Annotated in this window: 24 protein-coding genes; 1 reads left to right on the forward strand and 23 read right to left on the reverse strand. The window is 47.6% G+C overall.

Going from position 1 to position 22,327, the window contains the following annotated elements:
• Nucleotides 1–12: 12 nt before the first annotated feature.
• The 5 genes from P400_RS0102355 to P400_RS0102375 form a co-directional block, all read right to left on the reverse strand.
• Nucleotides 13–1,464, reverse strand: coding sequence for an MBOAT family O-acyltransferase (locus P400_RS0102355; RefSeq protein WP_026824712.1), 1,452 nt, complete (start codon nt 1,462–1,464; stop codon nt 13–15).
• Between the two features lie 49 nt (nt 1,465–1,513).
• Nucleotides 1,514–2,920 carry an AMP-binding protein gene (locus tag P400_RS0102360; RefSeq protein WP_026824713.1) on the reverse strand — a complete coding sequence of 469 codons (1,407 nt, stop codon included), beginning with the start codon at nt 2,918–2,920 and terminating at the stop codon, nt 1,514–1,516.
• On the reverse strand, nt 2,917–3,162 hold the full coding sequence (locus tag P400_RS0102365) for an acyl carrier protein (RefSeq protein WP_026824714.1): 246 nt from the start codon (nt 3,160–3,162) through the stop codon (nt 2,917–2,919). Before P400_RS0102365 ends, P400_RS0102360 begins: the two co-directional genes overlap by 4 nt.
• Before the next feature lie 172 nt (nt 3,163–3,334).
• Nucleotides 3,335–3,889, reverse strand: coding sequence for a GNAT family N-acetyltransferase (locus P400_RS15310; protein WP_051545929.1), 555 nt, complete (start codon nt 3,887–3,889; stop codon nt 3,335–3,337).
• Nucleotides 3,890–3,973: 84 nt separating this feature from the next.
• Nucleotides 3,974–4,516, reverse strand: a complete 543-nt coding sequence (locus tag P400_RS0102375; RefSeq protein WP_026824715.1) for a TetR/AcrR family transcriptional regulator — start codon at nt 4,514–4,516, stop codon at nt 3,974–3,976.
• Between the two features lie 175 nt (nt 4,517–4,691).
• On the opposite strand from P400_RS0102375, the gene P400_RS0102380 reads away from it, so the two are divergent.
• Nucleotides 4,692–5,270, forward strand: a complete 579-nt coding sequence (locus tag P400_RS0102380; protein WP_026824716.1) for an NAD(P)H-dependent oxidoreductase — start codon at nt 4,692–4,694, stop codon at nt 5,268–5,270.
• 204 nt (nt 5,271–5,474) lie between these two features.
• On the opposite strand, the gene rlmH is transcribed toward P400_RS0102380, so the two are convergent.
• The 18 genes from rlmH to P400_RS0102470 form a co-directional block, all read right to left on the reverse strand.
• Nucleotides 5,475–5,954, reverse strand: coding sequence for a 23S rRNA (pseudouridine(1915)-N(3))-methyltransferase RlmH (gene rlmH / locus P400_RS0102385; protein ID WP_026824717.1), 480 nt, complete (start codon nt 5,952–5,954; stop codon nt 5,475–5,477).
• Between the two features lie 83 nt (nt 5,955–6,037).
• Entirely contained in the window at nt 6,038–6,199 is a 162-nt protein-coding gene (locus P400_RS15455; RefSeq protein ID WP_084483554.1) for a CxxH/CxxC protein, read from the reverse strand.
• A gap of 37 nt (nt 6,200–6,236) precedes the next feature.
• Nucleotides 6,237–7,505, reverse strand: coding sequence for a S1C family serine protease (locus tag P400_RS0102395; protein ID WP_026824718.1), 1,269 nt, complete (start codon nt 7,503–7,505; stop codon nt 6,237–6,239).
• 51 nt (nt 7,506–7,556) lie between these two features.
• On the reverse strand, nt 7,557–8,348 hold the full coding sequence (locus P400_RS0102400; protein WP_026824719.1) for an MBL fold metallo-hydrolase: 792 nt from the start codon (nt 8,346–8,348) through the stop codon (nt 7,557–7,559).
• A gap of 13 nt (nt 8,349–8,361) precedes the next feature.
• Nucleotides 8,362–9,186, reverse strand: coding sequence for a two-component system regulatory protein YycI (locus P400_RS0102405; RefSeq protein ID WP_026824720.1), 825 nt, complete (start codon nt 9,184–9,186; stop codon nt 8,362–8,364).
• Nucleotides 9,173–10,555 (reverse strand): two-component system activity regulator YycH, encoded by a 1,383-nt coding sequence (yycH, locus tag P400_RS0102410; RefSeq protein WP_026824721.1) that lies wholly within the window; start codon nt 10,553–10,555, stop codon nt 9,173–9,175. The genes P400_RS0102405 and yycH overlap by 14 nt, the downstream gene beginning before the upstream one ends.
• Entirely contained in the window at nt 10,555–12,396 is a 1,842-nt protein-coding gene (gene walK / locus P400_RS0102415; protein ID WP_026824722.1) for a cell wall metabolism sensor histidine kinase WalK, read from the reverse strand. Before walK ends, yycH begins: the two co-directional genes overlap by 1 nt.
• A 3-nt stretch (nt 12,397–12,399) precedes the next feature.
• Nucleotides 12,400–13,110, reverse strand: a complete 711-nt coding sequence (gene yycF, locus P400_RS0102420) for a response regulator YycF (protein ID WP_026824723.1) — start codon at nt 13,108–13,110, stop codon at nt 12,400–12,402.
• 120 nt (nt 13,111–13,230) lie between these two features.
• Nucleotides 13,231–14,520: an adenylosuccinate synthase gene (locus P400_RS0102425; protein WP_026824724.1), complete on the reverse strand. Its 1,290-nt coding sequence runs from the start codon at nt 14,518–14,520 to the stop codon at nt 13,231–13,233.
• A gap of 157 nt (nt 14,521–14,677) precedes the next feature.
• Nucleotides 14,678–16,030 (reverse strand): replicative DNA helicase, encoded by a 1,353-nt coding sequence (gene dnaB / locus P400_RS0102430; protein ID WP_026824725.1) that lies wholly within the window; start codon nt 16,028–16,030, stop codon nt 14,678–14,680.
• 17 nt (nt 16,031–16,047) lie between these two features.
• A complete protein-coding gene (gene rplI, locus P400_RS0102435) occupies nt 16,048–16,491 on the reverse strand; it encodes a 50S ribosomal protein L9 (protein ID WP_026824726.1) in 444 nt (147 codons plus the stop codon).
• The gene (locus P400_RS0102440) at nt 16,488–18,479 is read right to left on the reverse strand and encodes a DHH family phosphoesterase (protein ID WP_026824727.1); all 1,992 of its coding nucleotides are present in this window, start codon (nt 18,477–18,479) and stop codon (nt 16,488–16,490) included. The genes rplI and P400_RS0102440 overlap by 4 nt, the downstream gene beginning before the upstream one ends.
• Before the next feature lie 151 nt (nt 18,480–18,630).
• On the reverse strand, nt 18,631–18,861 hold the full coding sequence (gene rpsR / locus P400_RS0102445; protein WP_015880232.1) for a 30S ribosomal protein S18: 231 nt from the start codon (nt 18,859–18,861) through the stop codon (nt 18,631–18,633).
• Between the two features lie 43 nt (nt 18,862–18,904).
• Nucleotides 18,905–19,420 carry a single-stranded DNA-binding protein gene (gene ssb, locus P400_RS0102450; RefSeq protein WP_026824728.1) on the reverse strand — a complete coding sequence of 172 codons (516 nt, stop codon included), beginning with the start codon at nt 19,418–19,420 and terminating at the stop codon, nt 18,905–18,907.
• 37 nt (nt 19,421–19,457) lie between these two features.
• On the reverse strand, nt 19,458–19,745 hold the full coding sequence (rpsF, locus tag P400_RS0102455; protein ID WP_026824729.1) for a 30S ribosomal protein S6: 288 nt from the start codon (nt 19,743–19,745) through the stop codon (nt 19,458–19,460).
• 130 nt (nt 19,746–19,875) lie between these two features.
• Entirely contained in the window at nt 19,876–20,976 is a 1,101-nt protein-coding gene (gene ychF, locus P400_RS0102460) for a redox-regulated ATPase YchF (protein WP_026824730.1), read from the reverse strand.
• 153 nt (nt 20,977–21,129) lie between these two features.
• A complete protein-coding gene (locus P400_RS0102465) occupies nt 21,130–21,333 on the reverse strand; it encodes a DUF951 domain-containing protein (protein ID WP_026824731.1) in 204 nt (67 codons plus the stop codon).
• The gene (locus P400_RS0102470) at nt 21,323–22,264 is read right to left on the reverse strand and encodes a mechanosensitive ion channel family protein (RefSeq protein WP_051545930.1); all 942 of its coding nucleotides are present in this window, start codon (nt 22,262–22,264) and stop codon (nt 21,323–21,325) included. Before P400_RS0102470 ends, P400_RS0102465 begins: the two co-directional genes overlap by 11 nt.
• Nucleotides 22,265–22,327 lie beyond the last annotated feature (63 nt).

Below are 22,327 nucleotides of genomic sequence, written 5' to 3' on the forward strand. Positions count from 1 at the left end.
TTTCCGTGCATCTTAAAACCCACCGTATACAAATCCTTGACTCGACACACCAAACAAGAAGGCTGAGACAATCAAGAACAAGTTGATGGCCACGCTCGTCACGGCAGACTGACGTGCCATCCAATCCCAAGTCGAACCTTTCGTCCGTTCGATATGTTGGAACAGGTGAACGACGACAAAGACGACGAGGAAGATGATCAAATCGAGTAACGAGAACATTTGAATCGCCTGAATCATGCCTGACGGTGCCCATGAAGAAGGCGTCACGTACAGTTTGGCATGAGAGAACGCTTCTGCCATCGAGTGCGACTGAAAGAAGACACGTGAGAAACAGACGAGCTGGAACGTGATGGCGATTTTCCACCACCGATGCAGTGCCGGCACGCGGTCAAATCCGACCCATGACGCCATTTTTTCACGTTGCTGTTTCGTATGGTCTCCGAAGACGCGATAGATTCCATGAATGAGTCCCCATAAGACGAAGTTCCATGCGGCTCCGTGCCAAATCCCACTAACTAAAAACGTCGCAAGGATGGCACCATAAATCTGTTCACGTTTTTTCTTTCCTTTCGCGAGTGGCATGAAGATATAATCCCGTAGCCACATCGAAAGCGTGATATGCCAGCGGTTCCAGAAGTCGGCGATCGATACGGCGAAGTGTGGCTGCTTGAAGTTTTCCGATAAGCGAATCCCGAGTAAGCGTGCACAGCCGATGGCGATGTCACTGCATGCCGAGAAGTCGGCGAACAGTTGAATCGAGAACAACATCGTCGCGAGCACAATCTCCGAACCAGTCGGGTCCGGGCTATTGAACACACTTGCGACAATCGGGGCCAATCGGTCAGCGATCAACGTCTTCTTGAAGAATCCCCAAATGATGCGCTGAATCCCATAGCTGATATTGTCGTAGTCGAGATGTTGCTCCGTCTTCAGTTGCGGAAGCAGCTTTTTCGCCCTCTCAATCGGACCCGCCACGAGTTGCGGGAAGAAGGCAAAATAGACCGAGAAATAGCCGTAATGACGCTCTGCTTTTTGCTTCCCTCGCGAGACGTCCACGACGTAACTGATGGCCTGGAACGTATAAAAGGAAATCGCCAATGGTAAGACGACCTCTTTATACGGGACGTCATAATCGAATCCGCTCCATGCGGCGAACGAACGGAGCGAGTCATTGACGAAATTAAAATATTTGAACCAGCCGAGGAAGAATACGAGAACCGAGACACCGACCCACATGAGTCGTTTCTTCTGCCCTTTCTTTTCCTGCTTCTCAATCAAAATCCCGATGACGTACGTGAAGGCCGTACTGATCAACAGTAGCGGGATGAATTGAACGCTCAACGTGGCGTAAAAGACATAGCTCGCCAACAAAAGGAGCACCCAACGGTATCGATGTGGAACCATATAGTACGTTCCAACGATGAGTGTTAAAAATAAGAGGAATTCAATCGAAATAAAAGTCATATTTACCACCTGATGCTATGAAACTTGATGATGTACCGATTCCTGACAATCAGGTGGTCACAAGTTCTCGCTTCGGTAACGCGGCATAACGAATCTTTCCGAACGCATTACGCGGAATCTCGTCAATCTGCATCACCCGAACACCTTTCACCTTGATTTGTTCTTTCATGATTTTTTTTATATGCGTAACGTCGTCCTGTAACGTATACACATATAGTCGGTCGTCTTCCCCGGCACAGACGCAATCATGTCCATGCTCTCGAAGGAGCGCCTCGACTTCGTCTAGGCTGATTCGACTGCCATACAGTTTGATCATGCGCTTGATTCGGCCGACGATGAAGAAATATCCATCCTCGTCGCGATACGCCATGTCACCTGTTCGTAAAACACCGTGATTGTCATCACCTTTTGAAAGGTCCGCTAACGAGGTCGCATACCCAAACGACACGTTGTCGCCTTGATACACCAATTCGCCCGTCACGTTCGCCTCTTTGATGTCATTTCCGGCTTCGTCACGCAACGTGAGCGTTCCACCAGGGATGGCAATTCCGATGCTACCGGCTTTTTTCGCATGCATCCGATCCGGTAAATACGACATCCGGGCCGTCGCCTCCGTCTGACCGTACATGATGAAAAATTGAATCCCTTTTTCTTCACATACTGTTGAGAAGTGCTGCGCAAGCTTCGGATCTAACTTGCCACCGGCTTGCGTCAACTTCTTCAGACTTGGGAGGTCGTACGTCTCAAACTTCAATCGTTTCAACATCTCATAATGAAACGGGACCCCACCAAACGTCGTCGCCTGCTCGGCACGACACAGCTCCCAAAACTCCTTTTGAACGATCGAGCGGTCTGTCAGGATGAGGGCCGCCCCTTTCAACAGATGACTGTTGATGATGGAGAGTCCATACGAATAGTTCATCGGCAGCGTCGTGATTGGTTTATCCGTTTGATCGATGTCGAGATAGTCGATGATCGATGTGGCGTTAGCTGATAGATTGTTATACGTGAGGCGTACAAGTTTTGGACTTCCAGTACTACCTGATGTCGTCAACAGAAGGGCCAGCTCTTCATGAAGTTCGTGGTGAACCGATGTTTCGGTTTCAAATAAGGCGTAGCCACCATAGCCATAGAAGGAATCCAACGAGTTCGCCAAATCCTCCCTCGTCTCAGGAGCCCAGACATGAGTCGGTTGATACCGTTCCATCAACTTCTGTAATTGTTCTACTGGAATATCTGCATCGAGTAAGACCGGGACGACCCGTCCACGGAGAAAGCCGACATATCCGAAGAGCGACTCGACTCGGTTGGCACATAAACAGAAGACGAGTGACCGTTCGCCGACTTCCTGACAAATCGAGTCCCCGACTTCCAACATCTCTTTGTACGAATAAGAGCGGTCTGCATAGACCGCCTCACGATCGGTGTACTGCTCGAGTGTTTGAAAAAGCGTCATGACTGGATGTCCACACCGAGACGCTGCAGCAACGCGATACCAGACTGATACGAATGGAACTCTGTCATTTCATCCGAGTCGATATAGACGTCAAACGCATCCTCGATTTCGGCGATGAGGGTCATGTGTCCAATCGAATCCCATTCCGTCGATTCTCCGAGCTTCATGTCCTCGAGAATCACATCGTCCTCTAATTCCAATCCGTTTTTAAATGCCATGTTATATGCTTCAAGCGTGCTCATTGTATTCATCCTTTCACGTTCACTCCAACTTATTCGATTCCATCTATTATTATTGACTGATAATGATAATCATTTGCCTTGTGATTCTATCACAATTTTTCGAAATCCTCAATTCTTCATAGGAGATAAAGCTTGAAGTTAAGCGATTTTTTGCATGAAAAAGACCACATCGTTATGATGCAGTCTCAGGAAATGATAAAACATATTCGAGTTGTAAGTCGAGTGGTTCTTCTTCGTACACTTCTGACACAATCTCTTCGGCTAATGTGCATCCCATCGTTTTATAAAAATGATACGTATCAATAGCCGGATTCGCACCGATGTATAACTTTTTCGCGCCTCGTTCGACCGCTGCCTGGCAAACTTGTTCAAACAGTACTTTCCCAAGCCCATGTCCGCGATTAGGACGACTCACATGAATGAAACCGAGGTTCAGATATTGTCCCTCTTTTCCGAGCGGTCGTCCATTTAGTCCGGCAAAACCGAGTAGCGTCTCGCCTTTTTGGATTGCCACAACAACACCGCCACGGTCGATGTAGTAGTTGAGAATCTCAATGACCTGTTGTTTTTTCGCATCATCCCATTCATCGATGTAATGCTCGTCTTTTTGATAAAGCTCACCATTTGAATCTGCGGCATAGATGCGATGAGTTTCCTGAAAGCGTTCGAAGGTGTTTAAAAAGTCTTGATTTATTCTTTTTGTAAGAAGATTGATGGTGTGGTTCATAAAGCGCTCCTATGTTTTGATTCGTTATTTGTGAAACTGAATATGTGAATCCTGCGTCAATTCCGAGCAAACTTTAAACAACGTTTACCGAATAAACTCTTTAAAAATCTCACTTAACTCTTGTGGAGTTTCTTTCATGCCGGTCTTCATCCACCTTTTCATAATGCTTGCCAATGAATCCGCGTATACCGCATTCGCATATGCTTCCGCTTTTTCAGATACATTACAATTCTCATAAATTTGAAAATCTGTACAGAGTAAATCGAAATGCTCCTCAAAGCGATTCAAAATCGGAAGTAAATCATTTTCTTTTAGAAGATTCAAAAATTCAAGATTGTCACTCCATATCTCAAAATACAACGTATCGAAATCAAGTTGCTCTTGTTTTGCTTCTGTTGATGCAAGTTGGATCCTCTTCCGAAATATTTGATACATATGATAGGTTAGTACATCTTCTTTCGTATCAAAGTGAGCATAAAATGTATTTCGCGCCAATCCCGCAGTTTTAGTAAGTTCTGATATGGTGATACTCGTAAAGCTCGTTCGACGCATTAATTCCAACATAGTATCCACTAAAAGATTGATTGATCTCTTAGAATTCGTATTTATTGGTTGTTGTTTTAGCATAAGTACTCCTTAATTTGTACAAAATGAGAGTTTTGTATAAATACCTCTATACTTATTGACGCAGTGTCTACACGAGCATTATATTGCAGATATATAAATTGAGCAATTGTTCAAATTATGACATATGCTCAATTTTAAATTTGTCCAGGATCTAATCACACTAGGAGGACCACCTATGAAAACAACGATTATTCTTGCTCATCCATGGCATGGTAGTTTCAATAAATCTATTATGGACACAACAATTGAACAATTAGTCCATAGGAAAAAAGATTATCAAATCATTGACTTAAATAAGGATCAATTCAATCCTGTATTAAGTGAATCTGATTTATCTCTTTATTCGAAAGGTCAATCCCGAGATCCCTTAGTGAACCAATATCAGAAGATGCTAAGCGACAGTGATGAATTAGTTTTTATCTTCCCTGTTTGGTGGTTTGATGTTCCAGCTATTTTAAAAGGTTTTTTTGACAAGGTCATGTTGAAAAACTTTGCCTATGTAGAGGAATCTACTGGATTGAAAGGATTACTCACCCATATTAAAAAAACCACTGTCATTTCCACTTCGGAAGTGCCCACGTGGTATTTAAGATATCTGGCCGGGAACCCGATTGAGGGGACCCTTATTCGTAGAACATTCAAAGGGATTGGACTTAAAAATGTGAAATGGTTGAATAGTTCGTTTACGAGTAGTGGGAAAGATCATCGAAGAAAAAGATTTTTAGATAAAGTAGCGAAGCGTATGTCAGTGTAATTCACAGTGCATCATTTACTTTTATGATTCATCAATCATCCGTGACCTCAAATTTTCTTATTAATACTTAGATTAACAACATAAATTTGAGGTTCAACTTAGATGAATTGAATTACAATCGCAACTTTTCTCGCTGTTGTCAGCTTTATTCATTTCATGCAGAGAACAAAGCGTTTGTTAGTTCTCGAGCTTCAGAAATCTCACTCATTTATGATACGGTTCATTCCGATTGATTCGATACGCCCGATATATCTGCTCACACAATACGAGCTTCATGAGTTGATGGGGGAATGTCATTTTCGAGAACGAGATCGTATCGTTCGCTCGTTTCATTACATCATCGGATAATCCTAGTGATCCTCCGATGACGAAGGCGATTTTACTCTTTCCATACGTCGCGAGTTGATCGAGTTCACGGGCGAACTCTTCACTCGTTCGCTGCTTTCCTTGAATCGCCAAGGCGATGACGTGCGTATCTGGGGATATCTTCGCCAAAATGCGCTCGCCTTCTTTTTGTTTTACTAGTAACATATCTGCCTCACTCAAATGCTCGGGTGCTTTTTCGTCTGACACCTCGATTTCCTGCACTTTTGCATAGGTGGAAAGCCGCTTTGTGTACTCAGCAATTCCTTGTTTTAAATATTTTTCTTTCAGTTTGCCGACCGTGATAATTGAAATATTCATCCAATTCTTCCTTTTTCCACAGTTTTTTTGGAGTTATCCATAGGGTTATCCACAGAGTTATCCACAAATCCACATGTTGATAATTAGTTTTTGCTTGACACAACATATGTTGCATCGGCATCACAGAACTCACATGCCACTTGTCCACTTGTGGATAATTCCTCTAGTAACGGGTATTCCCCCGTCTCATCCACAATGATGTCTAAAGCGATTTCAACATGTTCCTTGCATACTTTTTTTTCCACAGTTTTTCCTCCTTAAAAAAGAAGCGTCGCCGCTTCTTTATGTTGCTTCAGTTAAGGTCGCCTCGGTTTCTCTTGCTTCCCCGCGACGTAAATACTCAATCGTAATCGTATCACCGACCGTCGCATCGCGATACAACGCATCACGTAAATCGACGTATCGTTTGATCTCCCGGTCTCCGATTTTTGTGATGACGTCCCCGACCCGAAGTCCCGCTTCTTCAGCCGGACTACCCGGTGTCACCTCTTCGACGAAGACACCGTCTTCCTGGTCGAATGAGATTCCATACTCTTCCCGGATGTTACCAGGTACGGCGATGACTTCCTGAATCGTGACCCCGAGCTGAGCCCGTGTCACCTTACCGTCGCGTTCTAACATGTCAATGACCGGTAGCGCCACGTTGACGGGAATGGAGAATCCGACCCCTTCTACGCTCGCCTCGGCGATTTTCATCGAATTGATTCCGACAAGCTCTCCACGAATGTTGATCAAGGCACCACCCGAATTTCCCGGGTTGATGGCCGCATCCGTCTGAATGACTTCCGCGTTATAATCCATCAAGCCGTCGCTGTTCGTATCGACCGGCACCGTCCGCTCGACACCACTGACGATACCACGGGTGACCGAGTTTGAGAAGACACCGAGCGGATTTCCGATGGCCATGACGGTCTCGCCGGCCTGTAGGACGGTAGAGTCACCGAGAACAATCGGCTCCACATCGATATTTTTCGGCAGTTCAACTTCGGCGACAGCCAAGTCGTTAAGCGGGTCTTCGCCTAAAATGGTTGCCGATGCGATTTGACCATCGGAGAAGGCGATGTTGACCTCGTCCGCTTCTTCGATGACGTGGAAGTTCGTGACGATATAAGCCGTGTTTCCTTCTACTTTATAAATGACGCCAGAGCCGGCACCCGCCTCCCACTGCGAGTCCGAGGTGAAGGCGCGCTGGATATTCGTGATGCTGACGACGGACGTCTTGGCACCAAGTACGGCCGTCGTCACGTCCGATTCTGTGACGGTGACGGCCTGTTCGGTCCGTGTCAGTTCATTCGTCACAAAACGAGAGGTCGGCGAATCCCAGAGCATCACAATGACAAAAAACAAAGCCGCTCCTAAGAATCCGCCAACCCCTCCGAGTAACAACGGTTTTATATTTGGTCTCGGCTTATGGCGTACGTGCTCCTCTTGCTTCGGTCGCCATTCGCTCCGAGATGGGTACGTCGATTGTTGTTCGTTTGTTTCATTTGCTTCGTGTGCTTCAGGTTCGACGTCTTGAGGTTCATACTCATGGTGTCTCTCTTCGTTCACGACGCGTCCCCCCTTCAAGACAGTGTGATACCTGTCTTTTCCCAAGTTTCCTTATAAAGAAACGAGTGAAGTGGGGTTTGTCGGGTCCGTGTCGCACAATTTGATTCGATTTAAATCGATATCTCGCATGCCGAGTGTTTGCGAGACGCTCATTTGCGCGAGCTCCTTCATGTTGTTGTCCTTGCTCAAGTGGGCCAAATAGATCCGTTTCGTCTGGTCACCGATGACCTCACTCATCGCGATGGCCGCGTCTTCGTTCGAGACGTGCCCATAATCGCCGAGGATACGTCGTTTGACACTCCATGGATAACGCCCCATCTGGAGCATCGAGACGTCATGGTTCGACTCAAAGATGAAGTCGTCTGCTCCACGGATAACCCCTTTCATCCGGTCCGAGACATAACCCGTATCGGTGATATGAGCCAAACGTTTCCCGTCATGGGCAAACTGATAAAACATCGGGTCTGCCGCATCATGGCTCACGTTGAACGTCTCGATTTCGATATCGCCGAACTGTTTCACATCTCCGACTTCGATTTGAAACTTCAAGGCGGGATCAATCTTGCCGATGTTCGCTTCCATCGCCGTCCATGTCTTCGCATTCGCATAAATCGGTAAGTTATACTTTCGTGCTAATATACCGACACCTTTGATATGGTCGGAGTGCTCATGGGTGACGAGTAGTGCGTCGATCCCCTCAAACGACCGACCGATGGCTTCGATGCGTTGCTGCATCGCTTTTCCGGTCAATCCGGCATCGACGAGCAGCTTCGTCCGTTCCGTCTCGATATAGAGGGCGTTTCCGGTCGATCCACTCGCTAATACACTATACTGTAAAGTCACGCGATCACTCCTTTCATTCTTTCTTTTCAAACTCGACGTGCTCGACCGTTCCATCGATCGCATTGACGAAATAGACTTGATCATCTATCCCAATCGACCAGAGCGGAGGCATGATAATCAAACTGCCCGAGCTATCGAGCGGTAAGCTATAAAACCCGGTGTTGATGGCTCGCATCTCTTGGTTCGGCTGAAAATACTTCCGGGATGCTAGTTGAGAAATCGCTTCGCTCGCCGTCAACACGAGGTCGTCTTGCGTTTTCGACGACAGGTTTTTTAAATGACGCTGCTTATAATCTGTCACTTCAAATGCCTCGTTCAACTGAATCAGGATGAGGGACGGACCGATATACATTTCCGTGTCCCCCTCGACTTCAGGTGTTGAAAAAATCTTGTTCTCCTCGAACGTTTGCACGAAGGCGATTTGTTTCGTCGACTCATCGTATCGCCAGTAGGCATATTCATCTCCGAATGGAACATATTCCGCCACAAACGTCGAAGCGGTCGTTCGTAAATCTTTCGCATCGAGTGGCACAGGTTGCTTCAATTCGACTTCAAGTTGCATGTTATCGAGCGTCGTCGCTAGCTGCGCTTCCCGATTCTTTGTAATCATCGCGGCGGACATCTCTTCAGACGATCCCGTCAAATATCCGATATCGCGACCCATTCGTGGCAATTTTGCCGGATCGACATTCCGCTGATCTAAAATTTGTGCAATCGACGTGTTGTCATTCGTCACGACTTCGGTCGCCCACGTTTCCGTCAACAATTGGAACAATAGATAGACGTTCAAGGCGAGGAAGGCGAAGATTAAAATTGTTTTCGCTTTACTCCAATCCACGATACATCATCCTTTCTGTCCAACCGTCTGCTTGATTATATGGGACCCAACGCCCCGCCTCACGCACGAACCAGTTCGGTGAGAACGTCACGTAGCGGCTCGTATCTTCGTTATATTCGATTTCATAACCGATTCGAATCTCCGTTACGTTCTCAAACCGTCCGGAGTTGATGAGGGTACTGAGCACCTCGTTCGCATTAGCCAACTGTGTCGTACCGACCGTGATCAGCCGATCGATTTCCAAGTGGTGACGTGTGATCGACCGGACCTGTGCCCCGTCGTTTTCCACACGTAATGTGGATAAGTCGATGGCATCGTTGTTGATAAATGCCTCGCGCTGACTAAAGACCGGATACCCTTTCACATGAAAACGGAACACAGTCGTTTCAAAACCTTTATTTGCAGGTGTGATGGCATCAAAGCGAAGTGAGAGCCCTTGATTCTCAGAAGCTTCATCGACCCATCCACCGTGGAAGTTCACGAATTCTACAATCGAATCTAATCCGAGTGCCGTGTCACGTTCTGTACTGTTCCGAGACAAGTTTCGGTAACGACTGGCGTTCAGGGTCGCATCATATTCCCCAACGCTGACACCATTCGTCAAGGCTCCAATCGAACTTGCCGGGTCGACCTCCTGAACATTCGGGTCGCCCGGGAAGAACGTGTCCCGCATCCAGTCAAGACGGGTATCGATTTGAATCGATGATACGTCGTAAGCAAACAACTCATTCATCTCAGGTCCAATGACCGGAATGTAATTCACCCGCTCATCGGTGTACGTCACCCGCTTCATCGTTCGACTCGAATTTTTCAAGAAGAGACTGTTCACATCGCCGTTTCCGACTTTCGTCAACTTTCCTTCCCAAATCGATTGGTCGCTCATGATGGTGCGAATGTTGAACGCATTTTCGTCCATATAGATGAGGATCCGTTGTGGAATTTTCCCAGACAGACTATACGTTCCCGGCAACATGTAGCTGAGCGTATCCGCATAGTAGGCCTCCGGTAAGATCAACTCGAGTCCCTCGTTGATATCCGTATAGAAGCTCGGGACATTTTTCACGGCGAGTGGTTTGAACTCACTCGCTTCAAACGAATCCCGAATGACGCGCATCAGTTGCTTCGGCGTATTCTTCGAAGCGAAGACGGCATTGTTGTCATGTACGACCGCTTGAGTCGGGATGATGACCTGATTCGCCCGGCGCTGCAGGGACTCGTCCACCGTCGTGAGCTGCGTCTCCGATTGGACGGCCTGATACGTGGGATGGTAATCCCACAAGATGATGGTTTGAACAATCGACGTGACGATTAACGTGAGCAAAATGAACGACTTCCACAGTTCCGGCTTTGCGATCGTAAACCGTTTCATCAATCATTCACCTCCACAATCGTATCGAACGGGATGGTGAAGTAAATCGTCGTACCGCGGCCAAACTCACTCTCTGCCCAGATGTCGCCCCCGTGAGCGGATACGACTTCTTTGGCAATCGATAGACCGAGTCCGGTTCCACCGATGTTACGCGCCCGCGCCTTATCGACACGGTAGAAGCGCTCAAAAATTTTCTTCAAGTTCGACTTCGGAATCCCGACCCCTTCATCCTTGATCCCGATGACGAGGCGCTTCGCCCGAAGCATCGTCCGGAACGTGATTGTCCCGCCTTCTGGTGAGAACTTGATGGCGTTCGTGATGATGTTGTCGATGACTTGGGTCATCTTATCTTGGTCGGCATGCACGTAGACACGACGCTTCATCAGTTTGCGACGGAATTGAATCGCCTCTCCTTTCGTCATCTCGTGACGGTCGATGATGTCGTTAAAGAATTGCACGAAGTCGAACTTCACTTTCTGCATCTTGTATTCTTTACTGTCCATCTTCGAGAGTTGCAACAAGTCGTTGACGAGGCGAATCATCCGCTCCGTCTCGTTTTGTGTCGTCTCTAAGAAGCGTGGCGCCAACTCATCGTCTTGATAAGCGCCTTCCGCGAGGACTTCCAAATAGCTGCGCATTGTCGTGAGCGGTGTACGCAACTCGTGACTGACGTTCGCCACGAATTCACGGCGGTCCTGTTCGACTTGTTCTTGTTCCGTGACATCATGCAAGACGACGATGAGACCTGTGATCGGTCCGCTGTGCTTTTGAATCGGTGAGAAGTAGGCACGGACGAGGAACAATTCTTCATCCGTACTGAGGTCAATCAGCTTCGTCGGCATCGTCCCGTCTTCTGGAATAACGATTTCCTCTTCGAACGCGAGGAGACTTTGTAAATTCGTCCCCATCGCCTCTTCCTCCGCAACCCCGATCATGTCGCGCGCTTGGTCGTTCATCAAGATGACGCGTAACGAGCGGTCGGTCGCGACCACCCCGTCCGACATGTTCTCAAGGACACTCGTCAAGCGACGTCGTTCCGCTTCCGTCGTCGCATTTGCTTCCATCAATTCGTCTGTCAATTCGTTGAACGCATACGCGAGTTGACCGACCTCGTCATCCGAGTACACTTTAACTTTCCGCGAGAAGTTCCCTTTCCGCATCTCTACGGCCTGCCTGCGCATGTCGGCAATCGGTCGCGTGATGGTGCGCGATAAGAGAATACCAAGGAACGAGGTGATGATGAGTGCAATCAACGTCCCCGTTGCGAGGATACGTGTCACTTGTTCCATCTGGTTGTAGATGGACTTCATCGATGCCTCGATATAAATCATCCCGGTCGTCGTCCCATCCACTTCCGATTTAATCGGAACGGCGACGACGCGCATTCGGTCATTCGAATCCTCATAGACGAGCGTCTCCTGCGCCCCGCCTGTCGCGAATGACTTCTGGATAAACGTACTCGCCGTCCGTTGTCCGACGAGACTTTGATTATTTTGATTCGAGGTCGCCCGCACGACACTGTTCGTGTCGATGATTTGGACTTCCCGAATGTCGTCAGCTAGCGTCGTGCTCTCTGTAAATTCAGACAGCAGCTGATCCAGTAACTGGTTCAACTGCTGGTCCGTAGTCGAGTCACTCTCGTTCGCTGCGATTCCCTCACTGACGTTATAGCTCAGTAGGTTCGCCCGGTCGACGAGTGACTGCGAGAAGTTGTTGATGTATTGTCGTTCCAAAGAACGTACAAAGTACACGCCGATGACTTGCATCGCAACGAGAATGAGCAGCGCATAGATGACGACGAGCTTCCACTGGATTGATTTAAAGAAGTTCGTCCGTTTCATCGTTTAGTCTTCTTCTCCTGCCTTCAAATAATATCCGACGCCACGACGCGTAATGATGTACGTCGGCGTCGATGGGTTATCCTCTACTTTTTCGCGAAGACGACGTACTGTAACATCCACGGTACGTACGTCACCGAAGTAATCATAGCCCCATACCGTTTGGAGCAAGTGTTCACGCGTCATCACTTGTCCAATGTTTTGCGCGAGGTAATGAATTAATTCGAACTCGCGATGCGTCAATTCGATTTTCTCTTCCCGTTTCGTCACCATGTACGAATCCGGATGAATCGTCAAGTCGCCGATCGCGATATCGTTCGCATTCGCCCCTTTCGCTTCTGGCGCCGGCGCCGTCGCGTGACGTCGCATATTCGCTTTGACACGAGCCAACAGTTCACGTGAGCTGAACGGTTTCGTGACGTAGTCATCCGCTCCGAGCTCTAACCCGAGTACTTTATCGATCTCGGAGTCTTTCGCCGTCAACATGATGATCGGCATATCATACTTCTTCCGTACCTCACGACATACTTCCATGCCGTCTTTGAGCGGAAGCATGATGTCGAGTAAGATGAGGTCCGGTTGAATCTCCTCTACTTTTACGAGGGCTTCTTCACCGTCATAGGCGACATGCACCTGATAACCTTCTTTTTCAAGTTTAAACTTCAATATATCTGCGATTGGTTGTTCGTCATCTACCACTAAAATCGTACGATCCATTCAGTGAGTCCTCCTCTTATCATTAAACGTACATGCCTACATTGTAACTCTTTTTATACAGCTTAGAAAGCGTGGTCCATTTCCGCGGAAATGAAAAAGAGAGCCCGATGGCTCCCTTTCTTATGCTTCGTAAATATCACGCAAGATAACCGTCTGTTCACGAGCCGGTCCGACCGAGAACGTCAACAATTCGATTCCTGTCAATTCTTCGATGCGACGTACGTAACGCTGTGCATTCTTCGGAAGGTCATCGAAGTTGCGGACACCCGTGATGTCTTCTGTCCAACCCGGAAGTTCTTCGTATACTGGTACACACTTCTCGAGGACGCGGAAGTTCGGCGGGTACTCATCAAGATGCTTCCCTTCGTACTCATACGATGTGCAAATCTTGAGCGTCTCAAGACCTGTCAATACATCGATGGAGTTGAGGCAAAGATCTGTGATTCCACTGACACGACGTGAGTGACGTACGACAACCGAGTCGAACCAGCCGACACGACGGGGACGACCTGTTGTTGTCCCGTACTCTTTACCGACTTCACGGATCGTATGGCCGATCTCATCGTCAAGTTCTGTCGGGAACGGACCGTCACCGACACGTGACGTGTATGCTTTACAGACACCGACCACGTGATGAATCTTCGATGGTCCGATTCCGGCACCGCTCGATACGCCACCTGACGCGGCGTTCGACGATGTGACGAACGGGTACGTTCCGTGGTCGATATCGAGAAGGACCCCTTGTGCCCCTTCAAAGAGAACTTTCTTTTCTTCGTCGAGTGCATCGTTTAAGACGACCGATGTATCACACACGTATTTAGCGAACTGTTGGCCATACGCATAGTACTCTTCAAAGATATCATCAAACTCGATCGGGTCGACCTCATACATTTTCACGAACATGCGGTTTTTCAACTCAAGCACGGTCTTTAGTTTCTCCGCAAACACTTCTTTATCAAGAAGGTCAGCGATGCGAAGCCCGATACGTGCCGCCTTATCCATGTATGCCGGACCGATTCCTTTGAGCGTCGTACCGACTTTTGCGTCACCTTTTGCGTCTTCCTCTAGACGGTCTTGAAGCTGGTGATACGGCAAGATGATGTGCGCCCGGTTCGAGATCCGAAGGTTATCCGTGCTCACACCGCGCTCATGTAAGTAAGCGAGTTCGGTCACGAGTGATTTCGGGTTGACGACCATTCCGTTTCCGATGACACACGTTTTGTCCGAATAGAAGATCCCAGACGGAATGAGGTGAAGTTTATATTTCGTATCATTGAAGACGATCGTGTGACCAGCGTTGTCTCCCCCTTGATAACGCGCGACGACTTCGGCTTGTTTCGATAAGAAATCGGTGATCTTTCCTTTTCCTTCATCGCCCCACTGCGTTCCCACTACGACTACTGATGACATAATGAATCCTCCTTATTAATCAACGTTCTGTTCAAACCATCCGTAAGTGTACACTTGAAAAGTGAGAAAGTCAATCTAATACCGAACGTTTTATATAAGATGTAACTATTCGTTCGTTATTTTTAAATCACCTATTAAAAAAAAGACACCACCGACGTTACATCGGTGGTGCGAAGGCTTGTGTCTCCATATTGACGAACTTGTTATACTCTTTCCGGAAGGAGAGCTTGACCGTACCGGTCGGACCGTTACGTTGTTTCGCAATGATGATCTCAATCGTATTGGCGTCTTCACTCTCTTTATCGTAATAGTCATCACGATAGAGGAAGGCGACGATATCGGCATCCTGCTCGATCGCTCCCGATTCCCGGATATCCGACATCATCGGTCGCTTGTCTTGACGACTCTCTACGCCACGCGAGAGCTGTGACAAGGCGATAACCGGTACTTGCAGTTCCCGCGCAATCGCTTTGAGCGTACGCGAGATCTCCGATACTTCTTGTTGGCGGTTCTCGCCCGGTTTCCCGTTCCCGACGATGAGCTGCAAGTAGTCAATCATAATCATCCCGAGGCCGTACTCCTGTTTCAAACGACGACACTTCGCTCGAATCTCGTTGACACGGAGACCCGGCGTATCGTCGATGTAGATGCCTGCTTGCGAAAGCGACGACATTGCGAGTGACAGACGGCCCCAGTCTTCTGCTTCGAGACGACCGGTCCGGAGACGCTGGGCATCGATGTTCCCTTCCGCACACAACATACGCATAACGAGTTGCTCGGCACCCATCTCCAAACTGAAGATGGCGACGTTCTCGCCCGTACGGACGGCAACGTTTTGCGAGATGTTCAAAGCGAACGCGGTTTTCCCGACAGATGGACGAGCGGCCACGATAATCAAATCGTTTCGCTGGAAACCAGCCGTCATCTTATCCAAATCGGTGAAGCCCGTTGCAATTCCAGTGATTTCACCACTCGACTGATGTAGTTTTTCAATCGTTGAATATGCATCCGAGAGAACCGACCCGATTGGATGGAAACTCGATTGTCCTTTTCGCTGCGATACTTTTAAAATATTCCGTTCGGCATCTGACAGCACGGAATCGACCTCATCTTGGCGTTCATAACCGTCTGACACGATATTGGTCGCCGTTCGGATTAAACGACGGAGCGCCGCTTTTTGGTCGACGACGTTCAAGTAATAGCCGATGTTTCCAATGGCCGGTACAGATTCAGCGACTTCTGCCAAATAGTTGAGACCGCCGATTTCGTCTAGAATGCCTTGAGCCTGTAACTCTGAACTGAGCGTGACTAAGTCGACGAGTTCGCCCCGGTCATTGATCTTTAACATCGCTTCAAAGATGCGTTGGTGGCTGACACGATAAAAGTCGTCCGGGTCGACACGTTCTGAGGCCGTGATCAACCGATCCGAATCGAGGATGATTGCCCCTAAGACGGCTTGCTCCGCTTCCACGCTATGTGGTGGTGTATTGACTTGAATCGCATCACTCATCCGTCTCTACCTCACCTTCAAGCTTCTTGTACATGTACATTCAACGTCGCGACGACGTCATGGTGCAACTTCACAGGCACTTTCGTGAAGCCGAGCGCCTTGATTGGGTGCTCGAGTTCAATTTTACGCTTATCAATCTTGTAGCCCATTGTTTTAAGGACATCCGCGATTTGTTTGCTTGTGACTGACCCGAACACGCGACCGCCTTCCCCAGCTTTCGTCGTGACGGCGATCGTCTCTTTTTCAAGCTTCTCTTTTAGTTGTTTCGCTTCGTTCAACTCTTCTTCTGCGGCCTCTTCGGCACGACGTTCTTTCGCTGCGAACGCTTTTAAGTTCCCAGGTGTCGCTTCTACCGCCAAATTTTTCTTGAACAAGACATTTTTCGCGTAAGCGTCTGCCACATTTTTCACTTCTCCAGCTTTTCCTTGCCCTTTTACATCTACTTTCAAAATGACTTTCATTCTAATTCCTCTCCTTCAGTTTCATCTGTTACATAATGATCGATTGCCTCTTTCAACATGGCATTCGCTTGTTCGCGACTCACTTCGAGCTGCGTCGCCGCATTCGTCAAATGTCCACCACCATCAAGCATTTCCATGATGACTTGAACATTGACGTCACCGAGGGATCTTGCGCTAATCCCTGTTCGTCCATCCGGTAAAATCGCGATGACGAATGATGCTTTCACGCCTTCCATATTTAACAGTTGGTCTGCCGATTGGGCAATCAACACTTGATGATGCGCCTCATCGTCAGAAGCGACCGCAATCGCCATGCCGCCTGCATAAATTTCAGTGTTTCTCAAAATCTGAGACTGCTCGATATAAGCATCGAGGTCCTGGCGCATAAAATGCTGTACGAGAACCGTATCCGCCCCTTGAATTCGCAAGAAAGATGCCGCGTCAAACGTACGCGAGCCTGTTCGGAGCGTAAATCCTTTCGTGTCGACCATGATTCCTGCAAGAAGCGATGTCGCTTCCAAAATGGAAAGCTTGCGGCTTCCCGCCTGATACTCAATCAGCTCCGTGACAAGTTCACATGTTGATGACGCGTATGGCTCCATATAAACGAGGACCGGATCTTCGATAAACTCTTCCCCGCGACGGTGATGGTCGATGACGACGACTCGTTCCGCTCGGTAGAGAATATCTTTTGAAATGACGAGCGATGGACGGTGTGTATCGACGACGACGAGAAGCGTCTGCTCATCAATGAGGGGTTGTGCTTCATATTCGGTTAGGAACTGGCTATACAACGCGTCATCGTTCTCTACTTCTTGGACGAGGCGCTGAATTCCGATACTCGTTTCGCCAGACGGAATCACGACATACGCCTCACGTCCGACAAACTCAGCCAATTTCATAATCCCGATGGACGCCCCGAGCGAGTCCATATCTGGATTCTTATGCCCCATTATGAGAACTCGACTCGATTCTCGAATCAAGTCACGCATCGAGTTCGAGATGACACGTGCCCGGACGCGCGTCCGCTTTTCGGTCGGGTTTGTCTTCCCCCCGAAGAAACGTACTTTTCCGTTATGACGTTTGACAACAGCCTGGTCACCACCACGACCAAGTCCGAGGTCTAGACTTGACTGAGATAAGTTGCCGAGCTCCGTTAGCGTTGTCTCTCCACATCCAATCCCGATCGATAACGTCAACGGGATCCTCTGCTCTTTCGTCGCTTCACGTACTTCATCTAAAATTGAGAATCTGTTGTTTTCAAGTTCAGATAACGTTCGCTCGTTCATAACGAGGAAAAAGCGATCCGCCGCTGTACGGCGCATGTAGATGTGATGCTGCTGTGCCCATTGATTGAGAAGTACCGTCACACGACGATTGATCTCACTACGCACTTGTTCATCCACTGCAGTCGACATCTCATCATAGTTATCCAAGTACAAAATACCAATGACTGTTTGCGATTGCACATACTTTTGCTCAATTTCTGCTTCCTCGGTCATGTCAAATAAATAAAGGGTTTGATGTATTTGATTGTAGTAGACGCGGTAGACACGATCGCCTACTTCAATCGTGGCTTCATCCTCTTCCTCTTCAATCAATTCAGCGAATGCAGAATGGAGCGCGTCGAGCGGGACTCCAATCGCCATATCGAGTTCGAAGATCAATCGCGATTGTTCGTTAAACCAACTGATGCGCCGGTCTTGATCAAAGACTAAAATTCCAATCGGCATCGTCGTCAACGCTTCTTTCCCGACCTCTTCGATTTGATGAGAGAGTGAGAGGACATACTGTTCCCAATTTTTACGCTCCCGTCGCATTGTTACTTGCTGATAGATGAAGAAAATCAGCGTGCCCATAAACAGGGTGATTGCCGCCACAATATTGTAGAACGCCAATCCTAACGAGACAAGGACTCCAATCACATATGGAACCATGTGACGCGCGTATTGGTTCTTCACGGATGTTAATGCTTCACCACTGTGCATGTATGCCTCCTAAAATGAGTAATGTTCACCCATGGAATCGTAAAGGTTTCTGCTCTATCATACCATATTCGTCGGTTTCACTTACACACTTACAGACGAGATGAAATACAAAAAAACGACTTATCCAAAAGGATAAGTCGTTCGTCAAACATTACTCTGCAACGTATGGAAGCAAAGCCATTTGACGTGAACGCTTGATAGCGACAGTAAGTGGACGTTGGTATTTCGCTGAAGTACCAGTCACACGACGTGGAAGAATTTTACCACGCTCTGAAACGAAGCGTTTGAGTAATTCTACGTCTTTATAATCGATATGAGTGATGTTGTTCGACGTAAAGAAACATACTTTACGACGACGACGACCTCCTGGACGACGTGCCATGTGAAGACCTCCTTTATAAGTTAGTTTTTCATGTCAACGATGATTAGAATGGCAAATCATCGTCTGACAAGTCAATTTTGTTGCCACCCGAGAACGGATCTGCATCAAAACCTTTATTTGAAGACTGGTTTGAGGACTGAGATGAAGTCGAAGCAGCTCCTGCGCCCCATCCTGATCCACTTGACTCACCACCACTGAAGACATCTCCAGATGGTGCTTGCTCACGTTGCCCTGAAGCTCCGCGTGGTTCAAGGAAGCGTACGCTGTCGGCGACTACTTCTGCCCGGTAACGACGTTGGCCATCTTGTCCTTCGTAACTACTGATTTGAAGGCGACCGTCAACGCCGGCCATGCTGCCCTTTTTCAAGTATTGTGCTACGTTCTCTGCTTGTTTGCGCCAAACGACACAATCAATAAAGTCCGTCTCGCGCTTCCCATCCTGCCCAGCAAATGGACGATCGCAAGCGAGAGTAAAGCGTGTTACGGCGATTCCGCTCTGCGTATAACGCATTTCCGGATCGCGAGTCAATCGACCAACTAACACAACTCGGTTAATCATCTCCAAGATCCCCTTTCACGATACGAAACGTTAAGGATTAACGCTCGTCTTTTGTTGTCATTTGACGGACAACGTCGTCAGAGATCTTCATGAGACGCTCTGTTTCTTGGATCGCTTTAGGTTCAGCAACGATGTTAAGAAGAACGTAGTGTCCTTCACGCATCTTGTTGATTTCATAAGCGAGACGACGTTTACCCATGTCTGTTGTTTTTTCAACAGTACCACCGTTTTCAGTGATGACGTTGTTGAAGCGTTCGATTAAAGCTTTCTTCGCTTCCTCATCAACTGATGGACGGATAATGTAAAGAAGTTCGTATTTACGCATTATCTTTCACCTCCTCTTGGACTAGCGGCCCCTACCAATTGCAGGAGCAAGGAGCAAACAATTGTTTTACTCACGTCATAATATACTATCAAACTTACTTAACTTTTACAATACGTTTCCGAAAATCAACTTATACGTTGAAACGGAATGTGACAACATCGCCGTCTTGGAAGACGTATTCTTTTCCTTCAGAACGAAGTTTCCCTTGTTCTTTTACCATCGTCATATTGCCAGCCGTTGAAAGATCGTCATATGAGACGACTTCGGCACGAATAAAGCCCCGTTCGAAGTCTGAGTGGATGACACCAGCACACTGTGGTGCTTTCATCCCTTGTTTGAACGTCCAAGCACGAACTTCTTTTTCACCTGCAGTGAAGTACGTTGCAAGACCGAGTGTCGAATAAGCCGCACGAATCAATTGATCGAGTCCAGACTCTTCGATGCCGAGATCTTGTAAGAACTCAAGACGTTCTTCAGGTTCGAGTTCTGAAATTTCTTCTTCGATGCGTGCACAGATGACAATCACTTGCGCCCCTTCTGTTGTCGCGTGATCACGGACGGCTTGAACATGTTCGTTTGCATCCGCATCCGCTACTTCTTCTTCACTGACGTTTGCCACGTACAACATCGGTTTCATCGTCAATAGTTGGAAGTGCTTCACGATTGCCAATTGGTCATCCGTGAGCTCTGCGACACGGGCAGGACGTTCTTCTTCTAAGACGGCTTGCACGATTTCAAGTGCCTCAAGTTCTTGTGCGGCACCTTTATCTTTTGATTTGACCATTTTTTGAACACGTGTGATCCGTTTTTCAACTAACTCGAGGTCGGCTAAAATCAATTCAAGGTTAATTGTCGTAATGTCGTCTATTGGTGAGACACGACCCGCGACGTGCGTGATGTTCTCATCTTCAAAACAACGAACGACTTGGCAGATTGCATCGACTTCGCGAATATTCGCTAAGAACTTGTTTCCGAGTCCTTCACCTTTTGAAGCCCCTTTAACGATTCCGGCGATATCTGTAAATTCAAACGCTGTTGGAACCGTCTTTTTTGGTTTGACGAGTTCTGTCAATCGATCAAGGCGTGCATCTGGTACTTCTACGACGCCGACATTCGGGTCGATCGTCGCGAACGGATAGTTAGCCGCTTCGACTCCTGCTTGTGTAATCGCATTAAACAATGTCGATTTCCCGACGTTTGGCAATCCGACAATTCCTGCTGTTAATCCCACTAATAGTTCCTCCTCATCCGGTGTTTCCCGGGAAATGTTAAACCGTCTGTGGAGTGGGTACATTCAGTACACCACACCGTCACATCCTTCACAATTATAGATAGTCCACGATTAAACCGCAACTCACGTTCATAACCTAAAGAAAAACGCCGCTTATTCCGCGGCGTTGCCTTGCTCAAGCACTTTCTTGAATCGCTTATCAAAGTCCCGGCGTTGCATGAGCACACTTGCTCCACAACCTTGACATTTGATGCGAATGTCCATCCCTACACGTGTGATTTGCCAGCGATTCGTCTTGCAGGCATGTGGTTTTTTCATTTCCACAATATCGTTCAACGCATAAGTTTTACTGTGCATTTTCTACTTCTCCTCCTTTAGGAGTCGGGTTAGGGGGTAACATAACCGTACGTGGATACGGAATTTCAATATTGCGTTTGTCAAATCCGGCTTTCAATTCTTTATGAAGAATCCGGCCGGCTGTGAAATGTTGTGTCGGTGGTACTTCTGCCATCAAGCGATAGACGACCTCTGAAGCCCCGAGCGATTGCACGCCAGCGAGGGTAATCGGTTCGATGAAGAGGTCATGATATTTTGCCTCAACTTCTTTTGCGATTTCTTTAATCGCCGATTCAACGCGTTCCATGTCTTCTTCATAAGCAACACCAACATCGACGACCGCCACACTGTTTTCAAGTGAGTAGTTCGTCACTTGCATGATCTGTCCGTTCGGAATAATGGATACTTGTCCGTTCAATCCTTTTAACTTTGTCGTCCGGATGCCGACTTCGATGACGATCCCTTCAACTTCTTGGTTCAGGCTGACGTAATCCCCATTTTTATACTGGTTTTCAAAAATGATGAACGCACCGGTGATGACGTCTTTCACCAAACTTTGGGCACCAAATGAAATAGCGAGACCTGCCACACCGGCCGAAGCGATCAACCCGGCAATATTTACGCCGAATTGCCCAAGCACCGTCAGGACCATGATCAATCCGATGACATAACGAATCGTATTTTGTGCCAGTTTCAATAACGTTTCGTTCTGTCGTTGTGCGACAATGTCATTTTCTTTTATTTTTCGGAGCGTAAACACGCGTTCCACCATCGTGGTCAAGATTCTTGTCGCGATGTATAAACCAAGGATAATGAGCGCCACACCGGCGAGTTTAATCCCAAGCCCAATCCACATGTCCGTATCTTTGAAATATTCCACGAATCGGTTCACGCTATCAATCGTTTCATCCGCAACCGTGTTTAAATCTTTTTCTGTATTTTGCGAAGCCATCTTTTCACCTCAAAAGTCGTAGATTCTAAATTATCAAAACACATTTCGTGACTTTTCTCAAAC

Source organism: Exiguobacterium marinum DSM 16307, assembly GCF_000620845.1.
GTDB classification, from domain to species: Bacteria; Bacillota; Bacilli; order Exiguobacteriales; family Exiguobacteriaceae; genus Exiguobacterium; species Exiguobacterium marinum.